Consider the following 13,940-nt stretch of genomic DNA (forward strand, 5'->3'; position numbering starts at 1 on the left):
GCCGGGTCGCCGGTCACTGTCGCGAGCGGCCGGCCAGTTTGGGGACCGGGCTGTCCTGACGGTCGGCCCGCCGGCGCAGCACCTCGCCGATCGGGCGGGCCAGCAACGGGGTGATCACCACGGCGACCAGGGCGCCGAACAGCACCCCCGCGATCACGTCGTGCGGGTAGTGCACGCCCACGAAGACCCGGGAGAAGGCGGCGAGCGCGGCCAGGGGCAACGCGACCAGGCCGAGGCGGCGGGAGAGCAGCAACGTGGTGACCGCCAGCGCGCCGGCGATGGTGGCGTGGTTGCTGGGGAACGACCAGTCGCCCGGGGGTGGGCAGGCGCTCGCGATGATCTCCCGGCCGATGGTCCGGCAGGGGCGCTCCTCGTCCACCACGGTCTTGAGGAACTCGCTGCCCACGTACGCCAGGATGGCCGGCAGCGGCGCGATCAGGGCGAGTGCCCGGTCGTGCGGGCCGCCGGACCGGCGGCTCAGCGCGGCCATCAGCAGCAGCGCGCCGAGTATCAGGATCACCCCCTCGGTGGCGTGTCCGACGAACCACTGCACCGGCTCTTGGCTGCCGGCGGCGGCGTCGACGACGTCGCGGTACCACTCGGCGCTGATCTCCGGAACGTCAATGCTGCCGTTGTCGACCATGCATCACCTCACTTCACGTTCATACCTCGTTCACCTGGGGGACACCCTAGGAACGCGGCAGCGGGCACTGCCGCTGTCGAAGGTCGAGTGGCTTTGGCGACCTTCGTCCAGGATTCGTCCAGCTGGCTCTGGTTGGCTGGTGCAGGACATCGGCCGACAGGAGACTTCGTGCAAACCGGTTCGACCACCGATCAACCGCAGTCCACCGCCGGCTTGGCCGACGACGAGACCTGGCGGATCCGGCGCACAGCGGCCGACCAGGACCGGCTCGGCGAGACCGAGTCGATCTTCGCGTTGAGCAACGGGTGGATCGGCTGGCGCGGGGTGCTCGACGAGGGTGCTCCGTGCGGGATGCCGGGCAGTTACGTCAACGGCTTCCACGAGCGGCGCGAACTGAGCTACCCCGAGGAGGGGTACGCGTTCCCGTCGGCCAGCGACACCGTCATCAGCGCACCAAACGCCGCGCTGATCCGGCTCTGGGTCGACGACGAGCCACTCGATCTCCGGACCGGGACGCTGCGCCGCCACGAACGGGTGCTCGACCTGCGCGCCGGCGTGCTGACTCGGGAGACCGAGTGGATCTCACCCGCTGGTCGGGCCGTGCGCCTGCGCAGCAGCCGGTTGGTGTCCCTGCCGCGTCGCCCGGTGGCCGCCGTCCGGTACGAGGTCGAGCCGTTGGACACCGCCGTCGAGCTGCGCGTCTGCTCGGACCTGCTGGCAAACGAGAAGGTGCCGGAGCGCTCGGACGACCCTCGGGCCGCCTCGGTGCCCACCGACCCGCTGACCGCCGAGACGTACCGGGCGACCGGCCTCGACGGCGTGCTGGTGCACCGCACCGAACGCAGCGGCCAACGCGTCGCGGTCGCCGTCAGTCACCTGCTGGACGGGCCGGACACGGTGACCACCACCGGCGACTGCACCCCGGACCGAGTACGGCTGACCGTCACGGGTCGTCTGCACCCGGGGGAGCGGTTGTGGCTGACGAAGTTCGCCGCCTACGAGTGGGCGGCGGTCGACGAGACGTCCGCCGACGAGTTGGCCGCCCTGGTCACCGCCGAGGCGGACGCCGCCCGCGCGGACGGCTTCGACGCCCTGCTCACCGACCAGCGCGCCGCCCTGGACGCGGCCTGGCAGGTCGCCGACGTGCGGCTCGACGGCGATCCGGAGCTTCAGCAGGCAGTTCGGTTCGCGATGTTCCACCTGATCCAGGCCGGTCGCCCGGACTGCGACCGGACCATCTCGGCCAAGGGGTTGACCGGCAACGGCTACGACGGTCACGTCCTCTGGGACACCGAAAGTTACGTCCTGCCGGTGCTCACCTACCTGGCCCCGGCGGTGGCCCGGTCGGCGCTGACCTGGCGGCACGCCCACCTCCCCGAGGCGCGGGAGCGGGCCGCCGAGCTGCGGTTGGCCGGCGCGACCTTCCCGTGGCGCACCATCGGCGGCCGGGAGTGCTCCGGCTACTGGCCGGCGGGCACCGCCGGGCTGCACGTCAACGCCGACGTCGCCGACGCGGTGCTGCGCTACGTGGCGGCCACCGACGACCAGCGGTTCCTGGCCGAGGCGGGGCTGGAACTGCTGGTGGAGACCGCCCGGCTCTGGCACGGCTTCGGCCACTGGTCGGGCGACGGCGGCTTCCACCTGCACGGCGTGACCGGCCCGGACGAGTACGCCGCGCTCGTCGACGACAACGTCTTCACCAACCTGATGGCCAGGCGCAACCTGCGCGGCGCGGCGGACGCCGCCGAGCGGCATCCGGAGGTGGCCGGCCGGCTCGGCGTGGACCGCGACGAGGTGGCCGGCTGGCGGGCCGCCGCCGATGCGATGGCCATCCCGTACGACAGCGAGCGCGAGGTGCACCAGCAGGCCGCCGGCTTCACCGAGCAACCCGAGTGGGACTTCGCGAACACCGGCGACGACGACTACCCGCTGCTGCTGCACTTCCCGTACCTGGAGCTGTACCGCAAGCAGGTGGTCAAGCAGGCCGACCTGGTGCTGGCCATGCAACTTCGCCCCGGTGAGTTCACCGCCGACGAGAAGGCGCGCAACCTGGCGTACTACCAGGCCCGCACGGTCCGCGACTCGTCGCTGTCGGCCGCCCCGCAGGCGGTGCTGGCCGCCGAGGTCGGGCACCTGGACCTGGCGTACGACCTGTTCGCCGAGTCGGTGCTGCAGGACCTGGCCGACCTGGGGGACAAGACCGCCGACGGGCTGCACCTGGCCTCGCTGGCCGGCGCGTGGCTGGCACTGGTGCAGGGCTTCGGTGGGTTGCGCGACGACCGCGAGGTGCTCTCCTTCGACCCCCGCCTGCCGCGCCGGATCGACCGGCTGGCGTTCAGCCTGCGCTGGCGCGGCCACCGGCTGCGGGTCACGTTGACTCCGACGGAGGCCCGCTACGAGCTGCCCGACGCCACCGGCGACGCCGAGATCGAGCTGTGGCACCACGGCGAGTCGCTGCGGGTCACCGGCACCGAGCCGGTCACCCGGCCGATGCCGCCGGTGCCCGACCCCGGCCCGGAACCGCCGTCCCCGCCCGGCCGCCGCCCCACCCGCCGCTCGGCCGACTGAGCCGCCTCGCTGGTGTTGTCGCGCGGTGGTCTCCGGTCCGTGGCTCGGCTCAGATCGGCGCGGGACCACCTGCCATCCGTTCGCGGACGGCCGCCAGATCCTCGAAGGCGTACGCCCAGTTGTGGCACTTGAAGCTGCGCAGACCGTCGATCGCTGTGTGACAGTCGGAGCAGCGCACCCCGGCGATGGCGTCCGGGATCTCGGTGTTGACGTACTTGCGTTCGCCGAGGATGACCGTGGCGATCATGGTCTTGTCGTGCAGGCCGGAGAGGGCCGACGAGACGATGTCGTACCAGGTGATCCGCCGGCGGCACTTCGGGCAGTCGGGTTCGTCGCCGCTGACCCAGAGCGGGGCGCCGATGCTGCGTGCGGGCATGCCGAGCAGCTTCTCCAGCCGCCGGACGTCCGACTCCGGGGTGGTCCAGCGGTGTCGGCCGGGCAGTGACGCGGGTGAGTCGTACACGGCGCGGAACAGGTCGTTGTCGACCTGCACGGTTTCGCGCTGAGCGGTCATCGGCTTCCCTCCTCGTTGAGTCGGTGCCCCCACCGTGGTCAGCGGTGACCATGGGCGCAGCCGGATCAACGACACGAGGGGTCAGCGGGTCGTCGCCACGCGGCTGACCGCTTTCGGCTCCGGTGCGCGGCCTCGGGTGGTACGACGGACGCAGGGGCCGTGCGCCAGCGGGAGGAGCGCCGATGGCGAGCAGACCCGAGCGGCTGCTGCGGGGCGGCGACTCGCCGCTGAGCGCCTCGTTCCTGGAGCTGTTCTTCGATCTGGCGTTCGTGCTGGTCCTCAGCCAGTTGGCCGCCCACCTGCTGCACGACCTCACAGTGGTCGGCGCGCTGCACACCGCCCTGCTGTTGACCGGAGTCTGGTGGATCTGGGTGCCCACCACCTGGTTCGCCGACTGGTACGACCCGCAGAGCCCGGCGGTGCGGTGGCTGCTGGTGGGCGCCGCGCTGGGCACCCTGCTGGCCGGGGTGGCGATCCCGCAGGCGTTGGACGGGCGGGGGCTGCTCTTCGCCGCCGCGTACGTCTCGGTGCACATTGCCCGTGGGGTGGTGACCGCTGTCGGGTTGCGCGGTCATCCGCGGCAGATTCGGACGCTGCGGATCCTGTGCTGGTTCAGCGTCTCGGCCGTACCGTGGCTCGCCGGTGGGTTGCTGCCGCAGTGGCGGGTGCCGTTGTGGCTGCTCGCCCTCGCTCTCGACCTCACCGGTCCGAGGCTCGGTTACCCCACACCCGGGATGGGCCGGACCACGCGGGAGGAGTTGCACCTGGCCGGTGAGCACTTCGCCGAGCGGTACCAGCAGATCATGATCATCGCGCTCGGCGAACTCGTCCTGGTCGCCGGCCTGTCGTACGCCGGCACCGATCTGCACTTCTCACAGACCGTCGCGTTTCTGCTGGTCTTCACCCTCGCCGTGCTGATCGGTCTGCTCTACGTCACGCCTGCCGGCCAGCGCCTCGGCCCGGCCATCGAGCGCGCCGATCCGGCCCGCCTCGGCGTGATCACCGGTTACCTGCACCTGGTGATGATCGCCGGGCTGGTGGTCACCGCCGTCGGCGCCGAACTGAGCATCGTCCACCCCCTACGGACCGGTGACACGACCGCTGTCGTGGTCATTCTGAGCGGCCCGACGCTGTTCCTCGTCGGGCGGATCCTCTTCTCGGCGACGATCCACCGGCGGCTCTCCTGGCCCCGGGTCGCCGCCCTGTTCGTGTTGGCCGGCGCGGCGGCCGTGCTGCGGCTGCCGCTGGTGGCGGTCAGCGCGGTCGCCGTCACTGTGGTGCTGGTGGTGGTCGTCCTCGATCACGCCGGCATCCGGTCCTACCGCCACCGATCTGGTGCGTAGGCAATAAGCCTGACTAAGGTCAGGTGTATGGACTCGGCTCTCATCGCCGCCGTACGGCGGTTCAACCGGACGGTCACCCAACGGGTGGGTGCGCTCGACGACGAGTACATGGCCCAGGGCCGTCCCCTGGGGCAGGCTCGACTGCTCTGGGAGATCGGCCCCGCCGGTGCCGAGGTCGCCGCGCTACGCACCCGGCTCGGCCTGGACTCCGGACACCTCAGTCGGCTCCTGCGCACCCTGGAGAACGACGGTCTCATCACCGTCGGTCCGGTCGACCGGACCGGCGGCGACGGCCGGGTACGTGTCGCCACGCTCACCGACGCCGGCCGGACCCAGTGGGCCGACCTCGATCAGCGCTCGGACGATCTCGCCGCCTCGATCCTCGAACCGCTCACCGAACACCGCCGGGAACGACTCGTCACCGCCATGGCCGAGGTGGAACGGCTGCTCGTCGGGTCGATGGTCGTCATCGAGCCGTGCCCGCCGGGCGACCCGCGGGCCCGTGCCTGCCTCCGGGCCTACGTCCGGGACATCGCCCGACGACTCGACGACGGGTTCGACCCCGCACTGAGCAAGCCGCTGCACGACGATGCGCTCGCCCCGCCCAACGGTGTGCTCCTGCTCGCCACCCTCAACGGCGAACCGATCGGCTGCGGCGGGGTGAAACTGCACCGGGGCGAGGCCGCCGAGATCAAACGCGTGTGGGTGGCGGACACCGTACGCGGCCTCGGCGTCGGGCGGCGGCTGCTGGGGGAGCTGGAACGGTACGCCGCCGAGCATGGCGCGACCGCCGTCCGGCTGGACACCAACCGCAACCTCACCGAGGCGATCGCCCTGTACCGGGCGACCGGTTACCGGGAGATCGAGGCGTACAACACCGAGCACTACGCCCACCACTGGTTCGAGAAGCGGTTGGCCTAGACCCGATCGAGTGGTCAGGATCGATCGCCACCTGATGGCACGGCACCGAAAATGACCTCGAAGACCGCCGCCTCGCTGGGCAGGCTGGTGGGTGCCGGAGCGAACAACAGCCCCCGGCACCCACGCGAGGAGTCGTTAGTGCGCAAGCTTGTGTATTACATCGCCACCACCCTGGACGGCTTCATCGCCGGCCCCGACGGCGCCGACCCCACCGGCCCCGGCGGTTTCTGGCCCGTTCCGGAGGACTACCTGCGCCACCTCGTCGCCGAGTACCCGGAGACCCTGCCCGGCCCGGCCCGACAGGCGTTCGGCATCACCGACGAGGGCAGCCGGTTCGACACCGTGCTGGAAGGACGCCACTCCTACGAGGTGGGGCTGAAGGCCGGCGTCACCGACGCGTACCCCCACCTGCGCCACCTGGTGTTCTCCCGCACGCTGGGCAGCAGCCCGGATCCGGCCGTCGAGGTCGTCGACCAGGACCCGATCGCCACGGTACGAGAGCTCAAGCGACACGACGGCAAGGACGTCTGGGTGATCGGCGGTGGTGCCCTGGCCGGTGCCCTGTATCCCGAGATCGATCAGCTGATCGTCAAACTCGCCCCGCTGACCATCGGCGCCGGCATCCCGCTGTTCGGCCGGGACGCCGTCTTCGCCCCACGTACCTGGCGGCTGACCGACCACACCGTCCTGGGCAGTGGCGCTCTCTTCCTGACCTACACCCGCACCGAGGCCGCAGACGAGCCCGCATGAGCGGTGGATGCGGTCCTACCGTCCGGGGCCCCGGCCGTAGCCAGGTTCGCGGGTAGGCAGTCCGGTCTGGCCGCTGCTGCCGGTCGCCGACGGCACCAGCGGCCAGAACGGATCAGCCCTTCACCGCCCCCGCGGTGAGTCCCTCGGTCAGGAAGCGCTGCCCGAGGGCGTACATGATCACCACGGGGATGCTGACGAGCAGTGACGCCGCGGCGAGTTGTCCCTGTGGCACGACGTCTCCGGCGATCATCGACTGCATCCCCACCGGGAGCGTCTTGTACTCGTCCTTCGTGATGAACACGAAGGCGAAGAGGAACTCGTTCCAGGCGTTGGTCAGGGTGAAGAGCGCGACAGCCAGCAGCCCCGGCTTGGCCAGCGGCAGCACCACCCGTCCGAACGCCTGGACGCGGCTGCAACCGTCGACAAGTGCGGCCTCCTCCAGCTCGATGGGGATCGACGAGAAGTACCCCACCAGCAGCCAGGTGGCGAACGGCAGGGTGAAGGTCGGGTACGTCACCACCAGCGACCACAACGAGTCGGTGAGTCGAGCGCCGATGAGCATCTGGTACAGCGGGATGAACAGCAGCGCGCCCGGCATCACGTAGGTGAGCAGCACCGTGACGGTGAAGCTCTGCGCCCCGCGGAACCGCAGCCGGGCCAGCGCGTAACCGGCCAGGGCGGCGCAGACCAGTGCCACCGCGGTGGACGCCGCCGACACCAGCAGAGTGTTGAGGTACCAGCGGCCGAACGGCTGGTTGGCGAAGAGGGCGCTGAACTGTTCCAGCGTCCACGGCGTCGGCCACAGGTCGTCGGTACGCATGACGACCTGGCCCTCGGACTTGAAGGCCGTGACGGCGATCCAGTACAGCGGGCCGAGCACGAAGAAGAGCAGACCGGCCAGCGCGACCCAGGACCCGACGCCCGACACCGCCGACGACGACCGGCGACCGCCTCGTGACTGGAGGGTCGAGACGACCCGGCCGACCGCCGCCGCGACCAGCAGAATCACCCCGAGGACCACCGCCGCCTTCCAGAAGATCTCCGGCGATGCCCAGAGCAGCAGACCGGTGACCAGCGCCGTGATGACCCACGGCAGGGCCTTTCGCGCCGGCCCGGCCCACCGCCGCGTTCCGGTCCACAGCGTTGCCCGGCGTCGTCGGGGCAGTTTGATGTTGCTGTCCTGACGCAACAACCGGACCAGGACGAACACCAGCCCGCCGATGATCGGCAGCATGACGAGCGTGACCGCCGCCCCGGCGCCGTACTGGAGCTGGAGGATCGCCTTGGAGTAGGCGATCAGCACGTACGGCGCTGTCACGTCGCCCGGGCCACCCTGGGTCAGCAACCAGATGAGGTCGAAGTTGTTGAACGTCCAGATCGACGACAGGGTCACCGTCACGGTGATCACGTGGCGCAGTCCGGGCAGCGTCACGTTGGCGAACCGCTGCCAGGCCGAGGCCCCGTCGATGGTCGCCGCCTCGTAGAGGTCCGCCGGGATGGCCTTCAACCCGGCGAGGAAGCACACGGTGAAGAACGGCACGCCCTTCCAGACGTTGACCAGGATCACCGACGGCATGGCCAGCGACGGGTCGGACAGCCAACCCGCGGGCCAGCTGTCGACCAGGTGCGCGCTGGCCAGCAGCGGCCCGATCCCGGTGGCGGTGAGCAGCGTGTTGACGCTGCCGAAGATCGGGTCGAGCAGCGCGCGCCAGCTGAACGCCGTCACCACCGTCGGCACCACCCACGGCACCAGGAGCAGGCCGGCCAGCAGGGCCCGGCCACGGCGGCGATGGTGCAGCAGCAGGGCTGCGGCCAATCCCAGCACGACCTTGAAAACCTCGGCGTACGCGGTGAAGACGAACGAGTTCACCACGCCGGTGTGGAACTGGTCGTCGCCGACGAGCGCGAGGTAGTTGTCCAGGCCGACGAAGACGCTGTCCTGCCCGTGCCGTTCGGTGGTGCTGGTGATGATCGACCGGGCGATCGGCACGAGAACGAGCCCGCCGACCAGCACGGCCATCGGCGCCAGGAACAGGGCCGCGAGTCGCCAGTCGCGACCCAGCCGCCGCTGGACGGCCGTGAGGGAGCCAGGCCCCGACGGCGGTGATTTCCTCGCCGCCGTCGGGACCCGTGCAGGACGGACCGAGCTCACTGCGGCAGCCCCTGCTGGTTGAAGATCTGCACCATCTTCGCGTGGGCGGCCGTCACGGCCTGCGCCGGCGACGTGCCCTGCACGACCTGCTGCATCATGTCGGTCAGGACGTAGGCCGATCCGACCGCCTGCTGGCCCGCGCTGGCCTTCTGCGGGAAGGCCAGGCCGTTCTTCGTGTTCAGCGGCAGCTTCAACTCAGTGATCTTGCGCAGCATGGGGAACGCCGGGTCGCCGCTGGTGAAGAACGGGTCGGCGTCCCAGACCTTCGCCCAGGCGGGCATCACCAGGCCGGGTGCTTCCTTCGCCACCCCGAGCAGCGCGGGCGCGCTGACCAGGTACTGCGCCAGGAGCTTGGCGAGCGCCGGGTTCTTGGCACCCTTGAAGACGACGAAGCCCTGCGACTGGCCGAGCAGCAGCGGATTGTCGGTCGCCGGCCCGATGCAGTCGGAGAACACGTGGGTGTTCGCGTGCACCGGGTTCTTCTTGGTCCTGGAGTCCGCGTAGACGCTGAACTGGTTGCGGGTGTAACCGAGGATCCCGGCGAGCCAGTTCTCGTTGTTGCTGGTGTCGGTCCAGCTGGCGATCCCCGGCGGCAGCATCGGCTTGTACTTGGGGTTGGTGTAGATGTCGCCGAGGAAGGTCACCGCCTGCACCGTCTCGGGGGAGTTGAAGGTGACCTTCCGGCCGTCGTTGGCGGCGATCGACCCGCCGTAGGCGTTGATCAGCGCCTCGATCATGCCGTTGCCGTCGCCGGAGCGGTTGACCGTCATGCCCCAGCCGAACCGGCGTTTGGTCGGATCGGAGATCTCCAGGCACAGATCCCGCAGCTCCTCCCAGCTGTAGATGTCCTTCGGGGTGATGCCCTTGTCCTGCATCCAGTCCTTGCGCAGGAACGACCCGATCCCGATGAAGTGGTACGGGATCGCGAACCACTTGCCGTCGAAGACGCAGAAGTTCTTGGCCTCGGCGCAGGGCTCGCCGTACTTGGCGGTCAACGCCGTGACGACGTCCGTCACGTCCTCCAGGTCGCCCAGCGCCTGGAACTGAGCGACGAACCGCGAGTCGGTCATGAACGCCAGGTCACGGGCCACCCCGCCCTTGACCTCGGCGTCGATTTTGGCGACCACGTCACCGGCGTCAGCCTGGACGAGACTGTTCTCGATCTTCGTCCCGGTGGTGTCGGCGAACTTCTTGATCGAGCTGTCGAGCGCTTCGTTCGCCGCCGTCGAGTACAGCTTCTGCGACAGCATCCCCATCGAGGAACCCTTCATCGACGCCGCAGCGTCGATCAGTTCCTGCGGAACGTCCGGCTGCACCTTGCTGGGGGACTCGGAGGTGCCCCCGCACGCGGCCAGACCGGCCGCGCCGAGCACCCCCACCCCCATCCCCAGAAAGCCACGCCGGGACCACGCCAGGTTGTCGTTCATGGAATTCGCCTCCTCTGTCTCCCCGCACCACCGCACGCCGAAGGCGTGCCTGTGCTCCAGGTGTGCCTATGACGGCGACCACGGACGCGTCGCCCGCATCGATCAGTGCGCTCGCGTACCCGTTGTCGCAGTTGGTGGGGTTGCGGTGGCGGGCGTGCCCCGGCCGCCGCTCACCGTCGGGAGTCCGCTGACGCACGCGTCGTCGTGGCATCCGAGCGAGCCACGCGAGAGACTCCGCGCGCCGCTCGTCGGGTAGCGCGACGAGGTTGAGGCGATCGGCGACCGGGCCGAGAAAGCTGCGCTGACGTTGCAGTTCGGTCGGGCCACGAGACCACCACCGTTCGAGATTTCGAACTGAGTTCGAGATACCGGATCGAGTGGTCGCGACGCTAGAGCAGCGCCAAGACAGCTGTCAATGTTTCGATGTGATTTCGAACCGAAAACGGGAGGCTGACTACCGCGACTGCGCCCGGTAGCCCATGCGCGCCGACAGCGCGGCCGCGCCCTCGCGAACCAGCCCCGTCCACTCCACGTGCGCCTGCGGCGTCCAGCGGATGATCGGTGCGGACAGGCTCATCGCGGCGATGGTGGCACCGGAATGGTCCCGGATCGCCGCGGCGACGCAGCGCATGGCGCTGTCGGACTCACCGATGTCGACAGCGACACTCTCCGCCCGGACCCGATCGAGGTGCTCGCGGAGCCGGTCCGGGTCGGTGATGCTCTCCGGCGTCATGCCCGGCAGTTCGCCCTTCGTCAGGACAGCGTCCAGGCTCTCCTCATCGAGGCTCGACAGCAGCACCTTGCCGACCGCCGTGCAGTGCGCCGGCAACCGCCGCCCCACCCCGGAGACCATCCGGACAGGGTGCGTGCTGTCGAACTTGACGAGATAGACGACATCGGGGCCGTCGAGCACCGCCACGTGGACCGCCTCGTGGCAGGCGGCAGCCACGTCCCGCACCACGCACTGCGCCTCCCGAACCAGATCAAGCCGACCCGCGAACGCCGCGCCGAGCTGAAACAGCGGCATGCCGAGCCGATACTGCACCGGCTGACCCGGTACGGAGATCAGGTACGAACGAGCCTCAAGCGTCACGAGCAGCTCGTGGACGGTGGTGCGGGGCAGGTCGAGCCGCTCCATCACCTGGCGCGCCGACAGTTGCGGGCAGTCCAGGAACAGCTCGAGGACGTTGAGTGCGCGGTTGACCGCCGGTACCACACGGGGCATGTCGATAGTCCCTTCGCAGTGCCGAGCCCGTGTCAACGATCTCCACACGGGCCGGCACCTGAAGAGGATATCGACGTCAGCCCTCGACGCCAGGTCTCGGACGCGTCGTCCAGGAGGGGTGGTCCCGGCAGATCGGGATCAACTGAGGTGCCGCAGCACCGGGACGATCCGGAAGTCGACAGTGGCGTGGTCGATGGTGGTGTGCACCGGGGAATCGGCCATTTCGGTCATGATCCCCGAGGCGCTGCGGCGGCCGTCCGCGGCGGAGTTCCACGCGACGATGTCGGTGACGGTGCCGTCGTCGTCCTGCACGATCCGACGCCACCGGAAGCCGGGCTGGCGCCGCAGGTAGTCGTTGATGTCCTCGTTGGCGTTGACGAAGTCGGCGCCGGTGAGGCCGGGGACGAGCCGGAACGTCGTCATCTCAAGCGCTTCGCTCATTGGTGCACTCCTCGTGATGCGCGGTCAGCCCTGCGCGGTCGACCGCATGATGATCTCGTTGACGTCGACGCTGCCCGGCTGGGCGATCGCGTGGGCGATCGCGTCGGCTACCGCCGAGGCCGGCATTCCCAGCTCTTCGGCCGCCGCCTGGACGGCAGCCCGCACCGCAGGGTCGCCACCCCGTTCGGCGAGTTCCGAGTGGGTGTAGCCAGGGCTCACCAGGGTCACCCGGATGTCCCGGCTCTCCTGGCGCAGTCCTTCGGTGAGCGCCCGGACCGCGTACTTGGTGGCGCAGTAGACCGCAGCCGTCGGGTCGACGCGGTAGGCGGCGGTGGAACCGATGTTGACGATGTGTCCCGTGCCCTGGGCGCGCATCAGCGGCAACGCGGCGGCGATGCCGTACAGGGTGCCGCGCAGGTTCACCTCGATCATCTGGTCCCACTCGTCGACCCGCAGCGCGTCGAGGGTGGACAGCGCCATCACGCCGGCGTTGTTCACCAGTACGTCGATGCGGCCGTGCCGTTCGTGGGCGCCCCCGACGAAGGAGAGCACGCTGTCTCGGCTCGTGACGTCCAGCTCATGGTGCTCGGCGGTGCCACCGGCGGCGCGCAGTTCGTCGACGAGCGCGGCGAGCCGGTCGACGCGTCGGGCACCGAGCACGACGTGATGGCCGTCGGCGGCCAGCCGGCGGGCGGTCGCCGCACCGATACCACTGCTCGAACCGGTAATGAGAACGATCTTCGAGCCGGGACTGTCTTCCACTGATCCTCCTGTTGCACGTCGGGCCCGCTGCCCGAGCGCCGCAGCTCAACAATCCGGCCGGTACGCGGGCCCTGGAAGGGCGAGGCTTCCGGGGTGCGCCACACCCCGGCACGGCGTACCTTTCATCCGCTTTAAGGGTTTTCTGTCCCGTGCGCTCTCCACCTGCGGATGGCGCAACCCGGCGGCGAAGTCACCAGGCGGCCGGAGACTCCGGCCCGAAGTCCTAGGCTGATCGACATGCCCGATGCAAACCGGCTCGGGGAATTCCTCCGGGCCAGCCGCGCGCGAGTCGACCCGAAAGAGGTCGGACTGCCCAGGGGCGGCGACCGCCGGGTACCCGGGCTGCGCCGCGAGGAACTCGCAGTCCTGGCCGGAGTGAGCGCCGACTACTACGCCCGCCTCGAACAAGGCCGGGAGCGCAACCCCTCCGCACAGCTGCTCGACGCCATTGGACGGGCCCTGCACCTCGACCCCGACGCGCGCCGCCATCTCTTCCGGCTCGCCGGGCTCCACCCCCGGCTCGGACCGGACAACTCCCGGGACTCCGTGCACCCGGCGCTGCTGCGGCTGCTGGACGCCTTCCCCACCGCCGCCGCCTACGTGCTCGATCCCGCATTCGAGGTGCTGGCGACCAACAGCGTGGCGGCTGCCCTGCTGTCCCCGTTCACCGGTCCGACCAACATGGTCCGGGTGCTGTTCCAGCATCCGCAGGCCCGCGCCGTCTTCCCCGACTGGCCGTCCCTGACCGAGAACGTCGTACACGCCCTGCACCTCAACGCCGGCCGCTTCCCGGAAGACCCCCACATTCGGGCGCTCGTGGCCGACCTGCGACGGGACTCGCCGACGTTCCGCACCCTCTGGGAAGACCAGACCGTGCGGGGTCTGACCCGGATGTTCAAGGTCATAAACCACCCCGAGGCGGGGCGGGTCGAGCTGACCTACCAGACCTTCGACGTCCGCGACGCTCCCGGTCAACAACTGCTGGTCGGCACACCTGAACCCGACAGCGCCGAGGCTCTGGCCGCCCTGGCGGCAGCAGATCGGGTGATCGCGGCCCAGCCGGCGGCTGGAGGTCAGCCATCCCAGGCAGCCCCCGACCGCCCGGCCGACAGGCACGAGCCATGATGACCATGTAGGGGTCGGGCCGATCAGAGGCGCGTACCGCCTGCCAGGCTGATCAGGCGGGGATAGGGA

General features: G+C 70.0%; 12 protein-coding genes. 5 read left to right on the forward strand and 7 right to left on the reverse strand.

The window, feature by feature from the left end; all coding sequences use genetic code 11:
* Positions 1-13 precede the first annotated feature (13 nt).
* Positions 14-643: a phosphatase PAP2 family protein gene (locus tag ACX27O_RS02015; protein ID WP_458938851.1), complete on the reverse strand. Its 630-nt coding sequence runs from the start codon at positions 641-643 to the stop codon at positions 14-16.
* Between the two features lie 168 nt (positions 644-811).
* Here ACX27O_RS02015 and ACX27O_RS02020 point away from each other — a divergent pair, with 168 nt between their 5' ends.
* Entirely contained in the window at positions 812-3,211 is a 2,400-nt protein-coding gene (locus ACX27O_RS02020; RefSeq protein WP_458938852.1) for a glycoside hydrolase family 65 protein, read from the forward strand.
* A 49-nt stretch (positions 3,212-3,260) separates the two neighbouring features.
* Here the strand turns inward: ACX27O_RS02020 and ACX27O_RS02025 are convergent, their stop codons facing one another.
* The gene (locus ACX27O_RS02025; RefSeq protein WP_030332298.1) at positions 3,261-3,725 is read right to left on the reverse strand and encodes a hypothetical protein; all 465 of its coding nucleotides are present in this window, start codon (positions 3,723-3,725) and stop codon (positions 3,261-3,263) included.
* A gap of 182 nt (positions 3,726-3,907) precedes the next feature.
* Here ACX27O_RS02025 and ACX27O_RS02030 point away from each other — a divergent pair, with 182 nt between their 5' ends.
* From ACX27O_RS02030 to ACX27O_RS02040, 3 genes are all read left to right on the forward strand, one after another.
* On the forward strand, positions 3,908-5,068 hold the full coding sequence (locus tag ACX27O_RS02030; protein WP_051708475.1) for a low temperature requirement protein A: 1,161 nt from the start codon (positions 3,908-3,910) through the stop codon (positions 5,066-5,068).
* A gap of 27 nt (positions 5,069-5,095) precedes the next feature.
* The gene (locus ACX27O_RS02035) at positions 5,096-5,989 is read left to right on the forward strand and encodes a helix-turn-helix domain-containing GNAT family N-acetyltransferase (RefSeq protein WP_030332300.1); all 894 of its coding nucleotides are present in this window, start codon (positions 5,096-5,098) and stop codon (positions 5,987-5,989) included.
* 138 nt (positions 5,990-6,127) lie between these two features.
* On the forward strand, positions 6,128-6,739 hold the full coding sequence (locus ACX27O_RS02040) for a dihydrofolate reductase family protein (RefSeq protein WP_030332302.1): 612 nt from the start codon (positions 6,128-6,130) through the stop codon (positions 6,737-6,739).
* 112 nt (positions 6,740-6,851) lie between these two features.
* Here the strand turns inward: ACX27O_RS02040 and ACX27O_RS02045 are convergent, their stop codons facing one another.
* From ACX27O_RS02045 to ACX27O_RS02065, 5 genes are all read right to left on the reverse strand, one after another.
* The gene (locus ACX27O_RS02045; RefSeq protein ID WP_358129842.1) at positions 6,852-8,759 is read right to left on the reverse strand and encodes an ABC transporter permease; all 1,908 of its coding nucleotides are present in this window, start codon (positions 8,757-8,759) and stop codon (positions 6,852-6,854) included.
* A 128-nt stretch (positions 8,760-8,887) separates the two neighbouring features.
* Positions 8,888-10,318, reverse strand: coding sequence for an extracellular solute-binding protein (locus ACX27O_RS02050; protein ID WP_030332306.1), 1,431 nt, complete (start codon positions 10,316-10,318; stop codon positions 8,888-8,890).
* Positions 10,319-10,772: 454 nt separating this feature from the next.
* Positions 10,773-11,543 (reverse strand): IclR family transcriptional regulator, encoded by a 771-nt coding sequence (locus tag ACX27O_RS02055; RefSeq protein WP_030332309.1) that lies wholly within the window; start codon positions 11,541-11,543, stop codon positions 10,773-10,775.
* 138 nt (positions 11,544-11,681) lie between these two features.
* Complete coding sequence (locus ACX27O_RS02060) at positions 11,682-11,984, reverse strand: hypothetical protein (protein WP_458938853.1); 303 nt, start codon at positions 11,982-11,984, stop codon at positions 11,682-11,684.
* 24 nt (positions 11,985-12,008) lie between these two features.
* Positions 12,009-12,746, reverse strand: a complete 738-nt coding sequence (locus ACX27O_RS02065; RefSeq protein ID WP_030332313.1) for an SDR family oxidoreductase — start codon at positions 12,744-12,746, stop codon at positions 12,009-12,011.
* A gap of 237 nt (positions 12,747-12,983) precedes the next feature.
* Between ACX27O_RS02065 and ACX27O_RS02070 the strand changes: the two genes are divergently transcribed.
* Positions 12,984-13,871, forward strand: coding sequence for a helix-turn-helix domain-containing protein (locus ACX27O_RS02070; protein ID WP_358129854.1), 888 nt, complete (start codon positions 12,984-12,986; stop codon positions 13,869-13,871).
* Positions 13,872-13,940: the final 69 nt, after the last annotated feature.

Source organism: Micromonospora sp. SD19, from assembly GCF_054462275.1.

What these genes read in the sequence shown, in the direction of transcription:
- ACX27O_RS02015 (WP_458938851.1), bottom strand. Translation starts at nt 643, where the DNA reads ATGGTCGACAACGGCAGCATTGACGTTCCGGAGATCAGCGCCGAGTGG.
- ACX27O_RS02025 (WP_030332298.1), bottom strand. Translation starts at nt 3,725, where the DNA reads ATGACCGCTCAGCGCGAAACCGTGCAGGTCGACAACGACCTGTTCCGC.
- ACX27O_RS02030 (WP_051708475.1), top strand. Translation starts at nt 3,908, where the DNA reads ATGGCGAGCAGACCCGAGCGGCTGCTGCGGGGCGGCGACTCGCCGCTG.
- ACX27O_RS02035 (WP_030332300.1), top strand. Translation starts at nt 5,096, where the DNA reads ATGGACTCGGCTCTCATCGCCGCCGTACGGCGGTTCAACCGGACGGTC.
- ACX27O_RS02045 (WP_358129842.1), bottom strand. Translation starts at nt 8,759, where the DNA reads ATGGCCGTGCTGGTCGGCGGGCTCGTTCTCGTGCCGATCGCCCGGTCG.
- ACX27O_RS02050 (WP_030332306.1), bottom strand. Translation starts at nt 10,318, where the DNA reads ATGAACGACAACCTGGCGTGGTCCCGGCGTGGCTTTCTGGGGATGGGG.
- ACX27O_RS02055 (WP_030332309.1), bottom strand. Translation starts at nt 11,543, where the DNA reads ATGCCCCGTGTGGTACCGGCGGTCAACCGCGCACTCAACGTCCTCGAG.
- ACX27O_RS02060 (WP_458938853.1), bottom strand. Translation starts at nt 11,984, where the DNA reads ATGAGCGAAGCGCTTGAGATGACGACGTTCCGGCTCGTCCCCGGCCTC.
- ACX27O_RS02070 (WP_358129854.1), top strand. Translation starts at nt 12,984, where the DNA reads ATGCCCGATGCAAACCGGCTCGGGGAATTCCTCCGGGCCAGCCGCGCG.